Here is a 16,367-nt window from a genome sequence, read left to right on the forward strand (position 1 = left end):
GAATAACGCTTCAACAGTTCGGGAACCAGGAACCCTCCGAAAAGGGGAAGAAGATATCCAAGACCCAGATATTTGAGTTTGCCCGGTTTCCAGCCGAAGCCGCGGAAATTCTTATCAAAAACAAGCTTCACAATGAGTGCAGTCAGTCCAGGAGTCCACATAATCATGATTACCGACGGCAGGTAGAACTTCTCCGAATCCCGGGACATGAGAATATAAAAAGGAAGGCTGATAAGCATGGTGAGTACAAGGAAAACTGAGATTTTCTTTGTTTCTCTTTGCATCTGATGATTATAATATCTGACTCCTGATCCTGTCATGCTGATTTTATGTGCTCTGGAAGGGCACTTTTAATTGCTGTGGCAGTTTCAGATGGGACAGGGAAATCTCTCCTTCAGTCTTTTATACTGGATGTCAGGAGATACACCATGAAACTCAAAAACAAAAATATTGGAATGCTAGTGGGTCCGGGTTTTGAAGACCTGGAGTTCTGGGCCGTTAATATCAGGGTCAGGGAAGAGGGCGCCCGTATCCTCGTTATGGGCCTGAACAAAGGGGATACTTACAGCAGTAAAAGCGGTGGGCTGAAAGCAAAGGCCAAGTTCGGTCCGGAGGATCTTGGTTCGAAAGATCTGGATGCCCTGCTGATCCCCGGAGGATGGGCTCCTGATCAGTTGCGCCGGGTGCCTGAATACCTCAAACTCATCCGGGAGATGGATCAGTCTGGTAAAATTCTGGGATTCATCTGTCATGCCGGATGGCTGGCAGCCAGTGCCGGGATCTTGACGGGACGGAAGGCTACGGGTTCACTGGGAATCAAGGATGATATGGAAAATGCCGGGGCTACCTGGGTCGACCTTCCCGCCTTCCGGGAAGGCAACCTGGTGTGGGGACGTGTTGTAGCAGATATTCCGGATTACAACAGAGAGTTGATTCTGGCTTTGGCCGGGGGAGAGAATCATGCATAGATTTTCTTTGTGGAGTGGTCTGTTCCTTTTTCTGCTTGCAGGCAGCTGTTCCGGAGAGTCGGTGAAAACCTTAATTGAGGGGAGTGCTGGTTCAAGGCTTCAAGCCGAGAGTTTTGGAGCATTCAATGAACCCTGGGCCATGACCTTTCTGCCCGAGGGAGATCTCCTTATAAGCGAAAAAAGCGGAACCCTGGTTCTGTTTCATCTGAAGGACCGCTCCCGGGTGCTGGTCCAGGGGGTGCCCGAGGTCGCCTACGGTGGCCAGGGGGGTCTGGGAGACATCATTCTCCATCCTCAATACAGGGAGAACCACTGGGTATACCTGTCTTATGTCGAGAGGGATGAGTCAGGAAATTCCGGAGCCGTCGTGGCCCGGGCTCTTTTAAAGAATGCAGCGGCCAGGGCTGAGCTGGAAAACCTGGAAGTCCTCTGGCGGCAGATCCCCAAGGTTCAGGGCACCGGTCACTACTCCCATCGTCTGGCCTTCGGCCCGGAGGGGCATCTGTTCATAACCTCGGGTGAACGGCAGAAACAGACCCCCGCCCAGAGCTGGACGCAGAATCTCGGCAAGGTGATCAGGTTAAACCCGGACGGTACCGTGCCTGCCGATAATCCCTTTCAGGATAAAGGAGAGCTTGCCAAAACCTTCTGGTCCCTCGGACATCGTAATCTTTTAGGCATAGCCTTCGACCAGGAGGGGCAGCTGTGGACCCATGAAATGGGCCCCAGGCATGGAGATGAATTCAATCTGATCCTTGGCGGTGAAAATTATGGCTGGCCTCTTGTCTCCTGGGGAGATCAATACTCGGGCCTTGCCATTCCCGATCATGATACCCGTCGGGAATTCCATTCTCCCGAGCTATACTGGGTGCCTTCAATTGCACCATCCGGGTTGATCATATATTCGGGGACACTGTTTTCAGGCTGGCAGGGTAATGCCTTTATCGGAGGCCTCGTATCAGAATCATTGATACGGGTCAGGATGGGTGGTGATCAGGTTCAGGAGGTTGAACGTTTTGCAATGAAAAAAAGGGCTCAGTCCGAAGGAATGAATTGTCATAGACGAGATTCAAATTTCCTCCCGCGTCTTCCGGAGTTCAGACCTGTAGGCAATGATTTAGGATTAATAACAATAAAATCATTGCAAACGTTTGTATTTAAATCATTTTATATCGATCTTGAATTATCGATTTAGATTGGAATTGAACCTGTGATATAAGGATTGTCTGATATTCTGAAAAATGAATAAAATCATATATGATATGCATATAGTAATCATTGCCTGATTAATGTACAAATTTATGTTGACAGATTTTAAATTCCAGAGAGATAATGACTAAAATGGCAACGTTTGCAAGGAAGCCTTGATGTTTCGAGGATTCATGTAAATGTTAAATCGCTAAAGAAGAAGGAGCTTTTTATGAAAAAACTTATGCTTGGCCTTATCTGCCTCGTCGTTATCGCAACAGGTGCTTTTGCTGCTGGTCAGCAGGATGCCGATGGAGTTATGAAAGTCGGTTATGTCTGTAACAACTTTAATGACACTTTCCAGACCTATGTCATGGATGCTGCCGAAGGTTATTTCGACGGTGTTGCCGATGTAGAAATCGTTCTGCAGGATGCACTGGAAGATGTTATCCGTCAGCAGGACCTGGTAAACACCTTGATAGCACAGAAAATTGATGCACTGATTGTCGTTCCCGTAGACACCAGCGCCATGGACCCCATTGTGAAAGCTGCAGCTGAAGCTGGAATCCCCCTTTGTTTTGTTAACAGGAATCCTTATGCAGGCAAAACACTTCCCAAGAATGTTTTTTATGTAGGTTCTCAGGAAATCATTGCCGGTCAGCAGCAGATGGAATATATGGGCGAAATGCTCGATGGTAAAGGCGGAGTCGCCATCCTTATGGGTAAACTGGACAACGAAGGTGCTTTGAAAAGAACCGAAGGTAACGAGTCTGTAGCCGCCTCTAAATTCCCCGGAATCAAAATTCTCGCTAAAGAAACAGGCAACTGGCAGAGAGACCAGGGCATGATTCTGACAGAAAACTGGCTCACCGCTTACGGTGCCGATCTGAAGGGTATTCTGGCAAATAATGATGAAATGGCTCTTGGTGCTGTAGAAGCCCTCAAGGCCGCCGGAAGAACTGATATCCCTGTCATGGGAGTTGATGCCATTCCAGACGCAAAAGAAGCCGTTGGAAATGGATCTCTGGCAGCTACGGTTCTTCAGGATGCCGTTGGACAGGGTGAAGGCGGAGCCAAGGTTATTCACAATGTCCTGATGGGCAAAAGTGCTGAAGCCTTAACATGGGTTCCCTTTGTTCTGATTACACCGGAAAATCTGGCTGACTTTCAGTAGGAATTGTTATGAGGCTGTCAGTAGTTGACAGCCTCATTTTTGGAGGGATTATGGCAGAGGAAAAATATCTCCTGCAGATGCAGGATATCGTAAAAAACTTCCCTGGAGTAAAAGCTCTTAAGGGTGTTCATCTGGATGTGATGCCTGTTGAAATTCATGCCCTGATGGGTGACAATGGAGCCGGAACATCCACTCTTATGAACTGTCTTGCCGGAGTCTTCGGTCAGACCTCGGGATCCATCATTTATGATGGAGAACTAAGAGAACGTTACAATACAATACAGGCTCTTGGAATGGGGATTTCCATGATTCATCAGGAACTGAGTCCCGTATTGCACAGGCCCATTATGGAGAATATCTGGCTGGGTAGAGAGCCCCTGAACAGATTCGGTCTGGTTGACCATCAGAAAATGTATGATATGAGTGTTGAAGTTCTGAAAGAAATTGAACTGAATGAAGATCCCCGGACCGAGATGGTCCAGCTGACCGTAGCTAAGATGCAGATGATCGAGATTGCCAAGGCTGTGTCCTATGATTCCAATCTCATCATCATGGATGAGCCTACATCGGCTCTGACAGAAAAAGAAATCAAGCAGCTTTTTATCATCATGCGTAAACTGAAAGATAAAGGTAAAAGCATCATATATATATCTCACAAATTAGATGAAGTGTATGAAATCACCGACCGCATCACCGTCTATCGGGATGGAACCTATATCGGTACAGAGAATACGAAAAATCTGGCCCTGGATAAGCTGATCAATATGATGGTTGGAAGAGATGTGGATGAGATGTTTCCCAAGGTGGTCTGTCCCATTGGTGAAGTGAAAATGGAGGTCAGGAACCTGAGTCATTATCGTTACTTCACCGATGTTTCCTTTACTGTCAGAAGGGGTGAAATTCTGGGTGTCGCCGGACTCATCGGTTCGGGACGGACAGAGGTGATCGAAACCATCTTCGGTATCAGAAAAAAGATCGGGGGGGAAATCCTGATTGACGGAAAGGCTGTTGATATTGCCTCTCCCCGAGATGCAATAGGTCAGCATATGGCTTTGCTGACTGAAGACCGCAGGCAGACAGGCATTTTTCCAATGCTCTCTGTCCGTTTGAATATGGCCATAACAAATATCCCCCATTATCTGAATAAAGTAGGATTGATCCGGAACAAGAAACTGAAAGATGACTGTGATGATTATGTAAAAAAGATCCAGGTAAAAACACCTAGTCTGATGCAGAGAGTAGAAAACCTCAGTGGAGGGAATCAGCAGAAAGTTCTTGTGGCACGCTGGCTTATGACCAATCCGGAGATCCTCTTTCTGGATGAACCCACCAGAGGGATCGATGTGGGTGCCAAATCTGAAATCCACAGACTGATTACCCGGCTGGCAGGGGAAGGGAAATCCATCGTGATGGTGTCTTCAGAGCTGCCGGAAGTGATGGGGATGAGCGACAGGATCATGGTCATGCATGAAGGACTGGTGACAGGGATTGTCGAGAACAGTAAAGATCTGACCCAGGAAGAGCTGATGACCTATGCCACAGGAAAAGCAGAAGGAAAGGAGAATTAAGGCATGCCCATTCTGAAGAATACTTTAAAATCGCAGGGAACCAAAGAGATCCTGCAGAAATACGGAATCGTATTTGTTCTTATATTGATGATCGTCGGGATCAGCATAATGGAGCCGGCGTTCCTCAGTAAATCCAATATTTTTAATGTCCTGACTCACACGGCTATCTATGGAATCATGGCTCTGGGGTTGACCTTTGTCATCATTTCCAAGGGAATTGACCTTTCTGTCGGTTCTGTCCTTGCTTTGTCCGGTGTCATCGCCGCCAGTCTGGGACAGGCTGCAGATGCTACAGGCAAATACTTTCCCAATATGACAGAAATGCCTCTCATCGTACCTATTCTGGGAGCCCTTGCGGTGGGAGCCCTCTGCGGTGCCATCAGCGGAGCCCTGATTGCCAAGACTCACATTCCCGCCTTTATCGCAACCTTAGGGATGATGACTGTGGCCCGGGGTATGGCTTTGATTTACTCCGATGGTAGACCTGTGAGCACATTGATTCCCTCCCTCACGGATCTGGGCGGAAAAATTTGGGGATGGCTTCCCATTCCTGTTTTGATTTATTTCATCACGATTGTTGTAAGCACGATTCTGCTGAATCAGACCCGCTTCGGTAAGAGTGTCTATGCCATTGGCGGGAACATCAAGGCTGCCGAGGTCTCCGGGGTCAATGTCAGCCGAAACCTCATTGCCATCTATGCCTACAGCGGTCTTCTGGCCGGTCTGGCAGCGGTTGTGTTTGCCGGAAGAGTCGGTTCAGTCCACCCCGGTGCGGCCACGGGGTACGAGTTGACCGCCATCGCCGCAACGACTATCGGCGGAACCAGTCACTCCGGAGGTATCGGTACTATCTGGGGAGCCCTGGTGGGTGCACTTGTCCTTTCGGTTATGAGAAACGGTATGACCCTGATGGGTGTTGATGCCTACTGGCAGCAGGTCACCGAAGGGGTCATCATCGTCGTAGCGGTTATCGTCGACATGCGTAAAAACTTGAAAAAAGACTAATTGAAGCTGGATAGAGGAAGAGATGAAGAAAATAAAGATTGGTTCCGTCGGCCTCGGCCGTCTGGGTCTGCAGCATGCGGAAAATATAGCCACCAGGGTCATGAATGTTGAATTGACTGCCTTGTGTGATCTCAATAAAAACCTGTTAAACGAAACTGCAGACCGACTGGGTGTGGAGCATCGCTGCAACAGCTTTGAAGAGATGATCGCTCTCGAAGAACTTGATGCTATCTGTATTGTCTCTCCCTCGGGTCTTCATACCGCCCAGATCTCCGCTGCCCTGGCCGCGGGAAAGCATGTTTTTTCAGAAAAACCTCTGGGGGTGACCGTAGAGGAGTGCAAAGAAGCCGAAAAAGCCGTAGAATCTCATCCGGATAAGGTTTTTATGCTGGGATTTATGCGCCGCTTTGACCCCTCCTATATGTATGCACACCAGAAGGTTGCCTCAGGGGAAATCGGTAAGCCGATCCTGTTTCGATCCTACAGTCAGGACCCGGAAAAGTTCATTGACGGAGCTATTGCCTTTGCCGGTCACAGCGGTGGACAGTTTCTGGATATGGCGGTTCATGACATCGATCTGGCCCGGTGGTTTCTGAATTCAGAACCTGAGTCTGTGACGGCTATGGGCGGCTGTTATGCCCACCCCGAGTTCGGAGAGTTCAAGGACGGAGACAATGTCTCCTGCCTGATGAAGTTTAAAAACGATGCTATGGTGTTTCTCTTTGCTGGACGAACCGCACCCCATGGATATAATGTAGAAACAGAGATCATCGGCACAAAAGGTATCCTCAGAATTGCTTCTGTTCCTCAGAAAAATCTGGTGGAAATACTGGATCATTCGGGTGTGCGAAAAGAGTGCAGTGAAAACTTTCTGGAACGATTTGAGAGCTCCTATGTCAACGAGCTGCAGGAGTTTGTGGATTGTATTCTGGAAGAGCGCAAACCATCTGTTACAGTATACGATGGCACCCGAGTCTCTGAAATTGCTTACAAATGCAAAGAATCATTTGAATCCGGGACTCAGTTGAGGTTTTAATTATGAATCACCAGGTCACTATCAAAGATATCGCCGAAATCGCCGGAGTCAGCTTTTCCACCGTATCCCGCTGCTTGAATGACAGTACTTTGGTGGCCGAAAAGACGAAGGCAAGGGTGAATAAAATTGCCAATGACCTGGGGTTTGAGTTTAATGCGGGTGCACGGAGTATGATCACAAGCCGGGTAGGGACGGTGGGTATTATACTTCCCGAACAGTATACTGCGGTTAATGTCAATGTTTACCATGGAATGCTTATGAACAGTTTGAGAACCTATCTGGAAAAAGCGGATGTGGATTTGATTGTCAGTTATGAAAGAAATCATTATACAAATCACAATAACATCATCCGGTTGGTGACCCGCAACAAGGTGGATGGCTTGATAATCCTGGTGGAAGAAGTCCATCCCGAAAGTCTGAGCTATCTTGTGGATTACGCCGTGCCCTTTGTCTGCCTTCACTATCCTCCCGGACAGGAGATCAAAGATCAGGAAGTCGTGTACACAGATCATTACATGGGGGGCAAGCTTGTGGCCGAACACCTGCTGGAAAAGGGTTTGAAATCCTTTTGTATGCTGGCCATGGAAGAAAAGCATCTTGAGTTCCAATTACGGGAGGAAGGATATCGGGACACCATTGAAAAAGCAGGTTTTGTGGTGAAGCAGTTTTTCAGTGACTCCACCTTTGATTCTTCCAGAGCCGTCATTTCACAGCATGCGCAAGAACTGAGAGAGTGTGATGCCATGTTTGCCTCGAATGACCTGATGGGTCTCGGTGCCATCAGGGCCATGAAGGATCATGGTTTTACAATCCCCGATGATATGGCTGTTGTCGGCTACGATGACAGTGAATTCGGCCGCTATAGCAGTCCAGGATTGACCTCCATCCATCAGCCCCGGGAGGAACTGGCTCATATTTCCTGTGACCGCCTTTTCATTCAGATGGAGAAGAGGAAAAACGGGGAAGAAATCATGAAGAAGAGGATCAGCATACAGCCTGTATTGATCCCCAGAGAGTCTTCCTGATTGAAAAGAATTTTACTTGATAAGGCGTGCATCTTCGTATGACATCAGACAATCCGACATAACGAGATTTTTTTATTGCCTGAAGGAGGCTATTTTGATTGTAAGGAATAATATTAAGACCACAGGGTATACGGTAATAACCGAAGAGGACGGAGTCCATTCCTCCATGCTACTGGATTTTGGAATCCTGAAGCTTAAGAAGGGTGATACATGGAAATCAAATGAAAATAAAGAACGAGCCTGGCTCCTGATCAAGGGAAACGTCCGCTTTGACTGGAAGGGTGAATCCGTCTCTGCCCTGAGGAACTCCTGTTTTGAAGAGAACCCTTCGGTTCTTCATGTTCCCCGGAATGTGGATGTGACCATTACGGCTCTTGCCGATGCGGAACTGGCTCTTGAAATGAAAAACAATCCCGTTGATTTTACACCTCGATATTATGCGCCTGAAGACATCCGCTGTGATATCTTCGGCGGCGGGACCCTGAATGAAACATCCATCAGAACCGTAAGGACTGTTTTTGACGGTGTGATTGCCCCTGAGTCCAATATGGTCCTGGGAGAAGTGATCAATCACCCCGGCAAGTGGTCCAGTTATCCTCCTCACCACCATCCCCAGCCGGAGATCTATCACTACAGACATTTTCCCGAACAGGGATTCGGTGTCTCTCTTCTGAATGAGGACGCCCATGTGGTAAAAAATGGTGAAACCTGTCTGATTGAAGGTGGTAAAACACATTCTCAGGTGGCCGGAGCGGGTTACGCCATGTATTACATCTGGATGATCCCCCATCTTCCCGGGGACAGATGGCTTCCTACAACCCGTTATTACAAGGAAGACCATCAGTGGCTCCTGGAAAAGGATGTCAAAATATGGCCGGAATTGAAACATGGGGAGTCTAAAGCATGAAAACAATACGATTGACCATGGCTCAGGCTCTGGTGAAATTTCTGGACAATCAATATGTATCCCAGGACGGGACTGAAGAAAAATTTATCAATGGTGTGTTCGGTATCTTCGGGCACGGCTGTGTGGTCGGCCTTGGAGAAGCTCTTCAGGAACCCGATCACTCCCTGAAATTTTATCAGGGACATAATGAGCAGGGAATGGCCCATGCTGCCATTGCCTATGCTAAACAGAACAATCGCCGGAAAATCATGGCGGTTACTTCCTCCATCGGTCCCGGTGCCTTGAATATGGTCACCGCTGCCGGTCTGGCTTCGGTCAACAGAATCCCGGTCCTCCTCCTGCCGGGTGATGCCTTCGCCTGCCGGCAGCCTGACCCTGTTCTTCAGCAGATGGAACAGTTTCATGACTATACCGCTACCAGCAACGATGCTTTCCGCTCTGTCTGCCGATATTGGGATCGGGTTAACCGGCCGGAACAGCTGATGACCGCTGCCCTGAACGCTCTGCGTGTACTCACAGATCCTGCCGAGACGGGTGCGGTCTGTCTGGCACTGCCCCAGGATGTTCAGGCGGAATCCTGGGATTATCCGGCTGAATTCTTTGAAAAGCGGGTTCATTTCATGGATCGCCGCTCTTTGACTCCCGAGGCCCTGGGACGTGCCGCCGATCTTATCGCCGGCAGTCAAAAACCAATGGTTGTCTGCGGCGGGGGTGTCCGCTATTCCGAAGCCGGAGAAGCACTGGCCGCCTTTTGTGAAGAGTTTCACATTCCCTTTGGAGAGACTCAGGCCGGTAAAAGTGCTGTCACATGGGATCATGCCATGAACCTGGGCGGTATGGGTGTCACCGGTGGTCTGGCTGCCAATATGATCAGCGAAAATGCCGATTTGATCATTGCCGTGGGAACCAGAATGTCCGATTTCACAACCGGAAGTAAATCATCCTTTAAGAACCAGGGAGTTCAATTCCTGTCTCTCAATGTGAATAGCTTTGATGCCTATAAAATGAATGCATTTCCCTTCCTCTGCGACGCCCGTTCCGGTTTGGAATCTCTGAGTCTGGAGCTGCGGAGCAGGCGATGGATATCAGTCTATACCACAGAAATTAGTGAGGCCCGGGCCGCCTGGAAAAAAGAGGTGGACCACCTTTACTTCGATGAAGAGTCGGGCCCCAATAGAGGTTATTCCCAGATGAGGGCTCTTGGTATTATGAATGAAGAGGCCTTTGCAGACGATGCTATTGTCGTGGGTGCTTCTGGAAGCCTCCCGGGTGACATGCAGAGAGTCTGGAGACCCCGATGCAAGGATTCCTACCATATGGAATACGGATTTTCATGCATGGGTTATGAGGTCTCAGGGGCTCTGGGTGCCAAGATAGCTGCTCCTGATCAGGAGGTCTACTCTATGACGGGGGATGCCAGCTTTGTCATGCTCCATTCCGAAATCCTCACCAGCATTCAGGAAGGCATCAAGATCAATATCATGCTTTTTGATAATAACGGATTCGGCTGCATCGATAATCTGCAGACCAGTCAGGGAATTCCAAAGTTCGGCTGCGAGCTGAAGTACAGAAATCCAGAGACAGGCAGGCTGGATGAGGGTGGTAAATTGATTCCCGTAGACTATGCCAAAATTGCCGAAGGCTACGGCTGCCGGGTCTGGAGAGTCAGCAATTCGGATGAACTTAAACTGGCTCTGAAAGAAGCCAAGGAGAGTCCCGTGACCACTCTGATAGACATCAAGGTGGACTTTGATTCTATGTCCGGCGGGTATATGAACTGGTGGCGGGTGGGAACACCCGAGGTTTCCAAGAAAAAAACTGTTCTGGAAGCCAATAAAGATCTTGTAAAAAATATTGCAGAAGCAAAACAATATTAGAGGAACATATGAAAAAAGAAAATGTAAAACTGGCCATGGCTCCCATTGGCTGGACCAACGACGATATGCCTGATCTGGGAGCAGAAAACAGCTTTGAACAGTGTGTCAGCGAAATGGCTCTGGCCGGTTATACAGGATCGGAAGTCGGGAATAAATATCCCAAAGATCCGGTTGTCCTCAAAGAATACCTGGATATCAGAGGACTTCAAATCTGTAACCAGTGGTTCAGTTCCTTCCTGGCCTCCCAGCCGTATAAACAGGTAGAGAAGGATTTCAGGGCTCAGCTCGGCTTTCTCAAAGCCATGGGTGCAGATGTGATCGGGCCTTCCGAACAGACCAGTTCCTGTCAGGGAGATCTCCATACTTCTGTATTCACCGGAAAGGCTGTATTTTCAACTGAAGAATTCAGAGCTCTGACAGAAGGCATGAATAAGCTGGGGCATATTGCCCGGGAAGAAGGCATGACTCTGGCTTTTCATCATCATATGGGCACCGCTGTGCAGACCATTGAAGAAACAGAACGTTTTCTTAATGATACCGATCCGGACAAAGTGACCCTGCTTTTTGATTCCGGTCATTTTGCATTTTCCGGTGAAGATCCCGTGGCAGCCCTCGAAAAATTCATCAGCAGGGTGGGGCATGTGCACCTCAAAGATATGAGAACGAATGTTTTTAATGAAGTCAAAACAAAGGATTCTTCTTTTATGGATGCTGTAAGAGAGGGTGTCTTTACCGTTCCCGGTGACGGAAGTATTGATTTCCCTTCTCTCTTTACCATTCTGGATAAGAATAACTATAAGGGCTGGATGGTGGTAGAAGCCGAACAGGATCCTGCCAAAGCCAATGCTTTTACTTACGCTAAAATGGCCAGAGACTATATCAGAATAAACGCAGGCATCTGACAGACCGTGAGTCTGGTCAGTAAATCAGGAGTAATTAAATGAAAAAAAAGACTGTAATCGGGATCATTGGTGCCGGAAGAATCGGCCGCGTTCATGCTGAAGGAATCTGTAATCAAATTCCTGGAGCCCATGTTAAATCAATGGCGGATCCTTTTATGAACGACGAAACGGCACAATGGGCTGAATCCCTGGGTGTCGAGTTTACCACAAAGGACTACAAAGAAATCCTGGATGATTCTGAAATTGATGCTGTTCTGATCTGTACCCCCACAGATACCCATGCCCGTATTACCAGAGAAGCAGCAAAGGCGGGAAAACACATCTTCTGTGAAAAGCCCATAGACCTGGATGTGGAGAGCATTAAAGAAACCCTCAGGGTTGTGGAGGAGGCGGGAGTCAAATTCCAGATCGGCTTCAACAGACGCTTTGATCATAACTTCAGAGCCGTTAAGGATGCCGTTTCTGCCGGGAAAATCGGTGATCCCCATATGATCAAGATCATCAGCCGTGACCCATCTCCACCCCCCGTCGAATACATTAAGAGTTCCGGCGGAATCTTTGTGGACATGACAATTCATGACTTTGATATGGCCCGCTATCTCAGCGGCAGTGAAGTCGTTGAGGTCTATGTACAGGGAGCTGTTCTGGTTGACCCGGAAATCGGCAAAGCCGGAGACATCGATACGGCATTGATTACTCTCAAGTTTGCCAACGGTGCTATCGGCAGTATCGATAACTCCCGGAAAGCTGTTTATGGTTATGATCAGAGAGCCGAAGTCTTTGGAAGCAAAGGTTCTATCGCCTCAGGAAACGATACCCTCTCTACCGTGGTACTCAGTACCGAGGATGGGATCATCTCAGAAAAACCTCTTTTCTTCTTTCTGGAACGCTATTTGGCATCCTTTGTTCAGGAGCTCAGGGAATTCGTGCAGGCCATTGTGGATGATACAGACACCCCTCTTGGTGGTTTGGATGCATTGAGACCCGTACAGATTGCCATCGCTGCGGGTGAGTCTCTCAAAACCGGTCAGGCCGTGAAGCTTTCATACTAAAGGCTCACTCGATTAGGAAAAAAAATAGCGGCAGAATCCCGAAAGGGGCTGCCGCTATTCTATTTTCAGGGTGTCTGTGAAGGATTCTACTTAATCTTCAGGCGGCTCTCAATATTATCAATGTGGGAACTGAATGTTTCCACCGAACTGTTGATCTGTCCCGACTGGATTGTATCGATGATGCTTTGATGTTCCGACACGATCATATTCTGATCGCTGTAGTCATTCTGGGACTGGACGATCTCCTCATACATAAAAGATTTCAATGTTTTGTAAATCGAATAGAAGAGTGAGTTTCCTGTGCTTTTTACTATAATGTTATGAAAGTTATAATCTGCTTCAACCAGTTTTTCAGGTTTTTTAGACTCAATTCCATCCTTCATCTTGTCCACTTCTTTCAGCAGATCTTCCAGAACCCGGTTCACCTTCTCCTCGTCTTTCTGTTGCAGCCGTATAAGAGTGATGATACTCCACAGCTCGATGGCACCCCGTGTCTCGATCAGCTCCTGCTGTTCATCCTTGCCTAACAGTATGGACCAGGAGAGGGCTTCCGCGGAGATATTGGCTCTGTCTGAAAGGAAGGTCCCTTTTGCTGCCTTTGAAGTCAAAACACCCAGGTAGTTAAAAATTTTAATGGCTTCCCTCACAGAGGAGCGGCCGATACCAAAGCGTTCTGCCAGTTCATGTTCTGTCGGCAGTTTATCTCCCGGCTGATACGTGCCGGAGGCAATGAGTTCCTTGATTTGCTCCATCACTTGCTCAACAACGGTTTTTTGACGAATTTTTGCCATCGCTTACTCCAATTGTATGATAATAAAACATTTATTAACGTCAGACAATAGGTCGGGCAATTTTGTTGAACCTTTTCTGCCCTTACAGGCATTATATGTGCCGGGGTTATTCTCCCCTATCCGTGGGGGATGGACCTTGATCCAGGATCTTCCTGATCGTTATAGACAGTTCTTTCATATTAAAGGGTTTCATCAGGAATCCTCTGATTCCGATCATTTTCGCTTTCTCTTGATTCATTTTAGTGCTGAACCCTGTGCAGAGTATGACCGGTATATCAGGTCTGATCTTCATGATCTCTATCGCCAGATTCTCTCCTGTCAAATCTGGCATGGTTTGATCCGTAATAATAAGATCAAACGAATTCGGACGGGATTGAAATAATTCAAGAGCCTCTCGGCTGCTTGTTTTTCCTGTTGCCTCATACCCAAGCTTTTCCACACATTGCTTTGTAATCTCTACAACACTCTTTTCATCATCTACAATGAGAATTTTTTCCTGGCCTAAAGGCAGGGGATCTGGAATTTTTATATTTTCAAAATTTTGTGTCTGTATCCTGGGGAAATACACTTTTATTGTCGTTCCGGTCCCGGGCCTGGTGTCAACGCTTATGAAGGCATCATTGCTTTTTATGATTCCCGCGACAACTGCCAATCCCATGCCTGAACCTTTTCCAATATCTTTGGTTGTGAAATAGGGATCAAAAATCCTGTCAATATATTGTTTTTCGATGCCCGTACCGGAATCCTCGATTATAAGCAGAACAAAATTACCCGGTTTGAGGTAAGGATCATCTTCCACGTCCCTTTTGGTCAGTAGAATTGAGTTCAGCGTTACTTTTAAGGTCCCTCCGTTTTCATCCATTGCCTGGGCGGCATTGGTACAGAGATTCATCATAACTTGATGAATCTGAGTCGGATCGGCAAGTATATTGCCACATTGGGAATCGAGATCTTCCTCTATCCTTATGGTTGAAGGGATTGATGCCCGGAGGAGTATAAGAGCTTCTTTAACAACTGTATAAACATCAAGCGATCTGCGCTGGCTGAACTCTTTACGGCTGAAAGATAGAATTTGTTTTACAAGATCCCTGGCCCGATATCCGGCTTTAATAATCTGCTCAATCTGATTTTTAACAATACTCTCTTTGGGGAGATCCAGCAGGGCCAGATCAGCATAACCGAGCATGGCTGCCAGGATATTATTGAAGTCATGGGCGACTCCTCCCGCCAGAGTCCCGATTGCTTCCATTTTCTGAGATTGACTGAGCTGAGATTCAAGAGCCGCTCTTTTTTCTTCCGCCTGTAAGCGCTCGGTTAAATCAAGACCGCATGCCCAGTTCTGCTCTCCCATTGTAATAAATCCCCAGGAAATATGTTTTTTCGAACCGTCTTTGCATTTTACAACAGCCTCCATCGGTTCTATATCTGATCCTGTTTTAATGGCCAGTTCTATTCTTTTTTGCCATTCATCAACCAAACCCCGGCGATATTCCGCGTCAGGATAGGCCAGAGGATACCAATGATCAGCTGTCGGTACATCATCAATGGTATAGCCGAATAAATTTGTGAATGTAGAATTGATATAGACACATTTTTGCTCGACCCCCTCCGACATGTAGATGGCCAGAGGAGATGTGTCCGCAAGGGCCCGGAAATTCCGTTCACTTTCTTTGAGTGCCAGTTCCGCCCGTTTCCGATCTTCAACCTCTTTCAGGAGATCTTTTGTACGGAGTTTCACGACTCGGTTCAGCATGAGATTCCAGAATGTAAATACCAATACGATCAGAAATATTCCTGCTATGGTTATGAGTATCAGGCTCTGGAGTTCCCTTTTTGTTACTCCCTCAGCTGTCTCCAGGTGTATCCATTTTTGACGAATATTTTTTCTCTCATTCTCCGACAGCAGGGTTACACCTTTTTCCAGAATACTGCTGAGTTCGGGCCAATCGGAGCGTACTCCGAAACCCGAAACATTGGGAGGTTCCGTCTCTCCAGCCACTTTTAAATTTGTGATTCCTTCTGATTCAATGTAGAAGCTGGCTGTTGCCAGATCTCCCACAAAGGCATCGGCCATGGAAAATGAAACTTTCCTCAGAGCGGATTTTAAGTCGGGGACTAATTCAATTTTAATCTCCGGGTATTTAATCCGGATCAAATCTACATAACCGTAACCGGAGACCATAATCACATGCAGTCCCTTTAGTTTTTCCAGAGTTAATTCTTCAGTCACATTTTTTCTGACAATAATGACCGAAGGGATTGTCAAATAAGGTGGGGGGAAATCCATATACACTTCTCTGGCAGAAGATTTGACAACGGCATTCAGCACATCCACTTCGCGGCGTTTCATCTTGTCGATGACATCGTCCCAGTTTTTACATTCTACAATTTCAAAACTGATACCCAATTTTTCAGCTATCAGTTCTGCATAGTCAGCACCGATTCCGGCATAATTCCCGTCTTTGTCAAAAAACTCAACCGGCTGGAACTCAGGATCCGGTGCCAGGCGAATGACAGGGTGGGCTTTAATCCAGACCCTTTCAGCCTCTGTCAATAAGGATGTGCCCGTTTCAAACTCCCCAAAGGCAGATGAGGTATTCAATATTAGAATGATGAATAATAAAATTTTTGATTTTGAAATATGGATGCTCCTGAGTTTATCTCTATAGATTCCCAATATTTCAAATATAAGCTATCACCTGTGGTGTTTCAAATGGATCTATTCCATTTGATTACTGCTGAAAGTTGATCAGTTCAATATAACCGGGCTATCCGATTTCCCTGAAAAATTAAGGGAGGGCGATTGAGGGGATACGTTTGTTTACAACAGCCAGAATCATCATGGTCAGGCTCTGCGACTATGATGGATTGAAT

Annotated in this window: 14 protein-coding genes; 11 read left to right on the forward strand and 3 right to left on the reverse strand. The window is 47.2% G+C overall.

Annotated features, from left to right (window positions below):
* On the reverse strand, positions 1-284 hold a 284-nt coding region (locus PF479_RS17800; protein ID WP_298009485.1), incomplete at its 3' end, for a hypothetical protein.
* A 144-nt stretch (positions 285-428) separates the two neighbouring features.
* On the opposite strand from PF479_RS17800, the gene PF479_RS17805 reads away from it, so the two are divergent.
* The 11 genes from PF479_RS17805 (at position 429) to iolG (PF479_RS17855) (ending at position 12,702) form a co-directional block, all read left to right on the forward strand.
* Entirely contained in the window at positions 429-968 is a 540-nt protein-coding gene (locus PF479_RS17805; RefSeq protein ID WP_298009488.1) for a type 1 glutamine amidotransferase domain-containing protein, read from the forward strand.
* Positions 961-2,163, forward strand: a complete 1,203-nt coding sequence (locus tag PF479_RS17810; RefSeq protein ID WP_298009490.1) for a PQQ-dependent sugar dehydrogenase — start codon at positions 961-963, stop codon at positions 2,161-2,163. The genes PF479_RS17805 and PF479_RS17810 overlap by 8 nt, the downstream gene beginning before the upstream one ends.
* A 225-nt stretch (positions 2,164-2,388) precedes the next feature.
* Positions 2,389-3,330 carry a substrate-binding domain-containing protein gene (locus PF479_RS17815; RefSeq protein ID WP_298009493.1) on the forward strand — a complete coding sequence of 314 codons (942 nt, stop codon included), beginning with the start codon at positions 2,389-2,391 and terminating at the stop codon, positions 3,328-3,330.
* Positions 3,331-3,380: 50 nt separating this feature from the next.
* Complete coding sequence (locus PF479_RS17820) at positions 3,381-4,898, forward strand: sugar ABC transporter ATP-binding protein (protein WP_298009496.1); 1,518 nt, start codon at positions 3,381-3,383, stop codon at positions 4,896-4,898.
* A gap of 3 nt (positions 4,899-4,901) precedes the next feature.
* Positions 4,902-5,903 (forward strand): ABC transporter permease, encoded by a 1,002-nt coding sequence (locus PF479_RS17825; RefSeq protein ID WP_298009499.1) that lies wholly within the window; start codon positions 4,902-4,904, stop codon positions 5,901-5,903.
* Between the two features lie 22 nt (positions 5,904-5,925).
* Positions 5,926-6,939, forward strand: coding sequence for an inositol 2-dehydrogenase (iolG, locus tag PF479_RS17830; RefSeq protein ID WP_298009501.1), 1,014 nt, complete (start codon positions 5,926-5,928; stop codon positions 6,937-6,939).
* 2 nt (positions 6,940-6,941) lie between these two features.
* Positions 6,942-7,964 (forward strand): LacI family DNA-binding transcriptional regulator, encoded by a 1,023-nt coding sequence (locus PF479_RS17835; protein ID WP_298009504.1) that lies wholly within the window; start codon positions 6,942-6,944, stop codon positions 7,962-7,964.
* 94 nt (positions 7,965-8,058) lie between these two features.
* Positions 8,059-8,871: a 5-deoxy-glucuronate isomerase gene (locus PF479_RS17840; protein WP_298009506.1), complete on the forward strand. Its 813-nt coding sequence runs from the start codon at positions 8,059-8,061 to the stop codon at positions 8,869-8,871.
* Positions 8,868-10,748, forward strand: coding sequence for a 3D-(3,5/4)-trihydroxycyclohexane-1,2-dione acylhydrolase (decyclizing) (gene iolD, locus PF479_RS17845; RefSeq protein WP_298009509.1), 1,881 nt, complete (start codon positions 8,868-8,870; stop codon positions 10,746-10,748). The genes PF479_RS17840 and iolD overlap by 4 nt, the downstream gene beginning before the upstream one ends.
* An 8-nt stretch (positions 10,749-10,756) precedes the next feature.
* Positions 10,757-11,650 (forward strand): myo-inosose-2 dehydratase, encoded by an 894-nt coding sequence (gene iolE / locus PF479_RS17850; RefSeq protein WP_298009512.1) that lies wholly within the window; start codon positions 10,757-10,759, stop codon positions 11,648-11,650.
* Positions 11,651-11,688: 38 nt separating this feature from the next.
* Positions 11,689-12,702, forward strand: a complete 1,014-nt coding sequence (iolG, locus tag PF479_RS17855; protein ID WP_298009516.1) for an inositol 2-dehydrogenase — start codon at positions 11,689-11,691, stop codon at positions 12,700-12,702.
* An 86-nt stretch (positions 12,703-12,788) separates the two neighbouring features.
* Here the strand turns inward: iolG (PF479_RS17855) and PF479_RS17860 are convergent, their stop codons facing one another.
* Both PF479_RS17860 and PF479_RS17865 read right to left on the reverse strand, forming a co-directional pair.
* The gene (locus PF479_RS17860) at positions 12,789-13,493 is read right to left on the reverse strand and encodes a FadR/GntR family transcriptional regulator (RefSeq protein ID WP_298009519.1); all 705 of its coding nucleotides are present in this window, start codon (positions 13,491-13,493) and stop codon (positions 12,789-12,791) included.
* A 106-nt stretch (positions 13,494-13,599) separates the two neighbouring features.
* Positions 13,600-16,095 (reverse strand): transporter substrate-binding domain-containing protein, encoded by a 2,496-nt coding sequence (locus tag PF479_RS17865; protein WP_298009522.1) that lies wholly within the window; start codon positions 16,093-16,095, stop codon positions 13,600-13,602.
* Between the last annotated feature and the right edge of the window lie 272 nt (positions 16,096-16,367).

It is taken from the genome of Oceanispirochaeta sp., from assembly GCF_027859075.1.
Classification (GTDB): Bacteria; Spirochaetota; Spirochaetia; order DSM-2461; family DSM-2461; genus Oceanispirochaeta.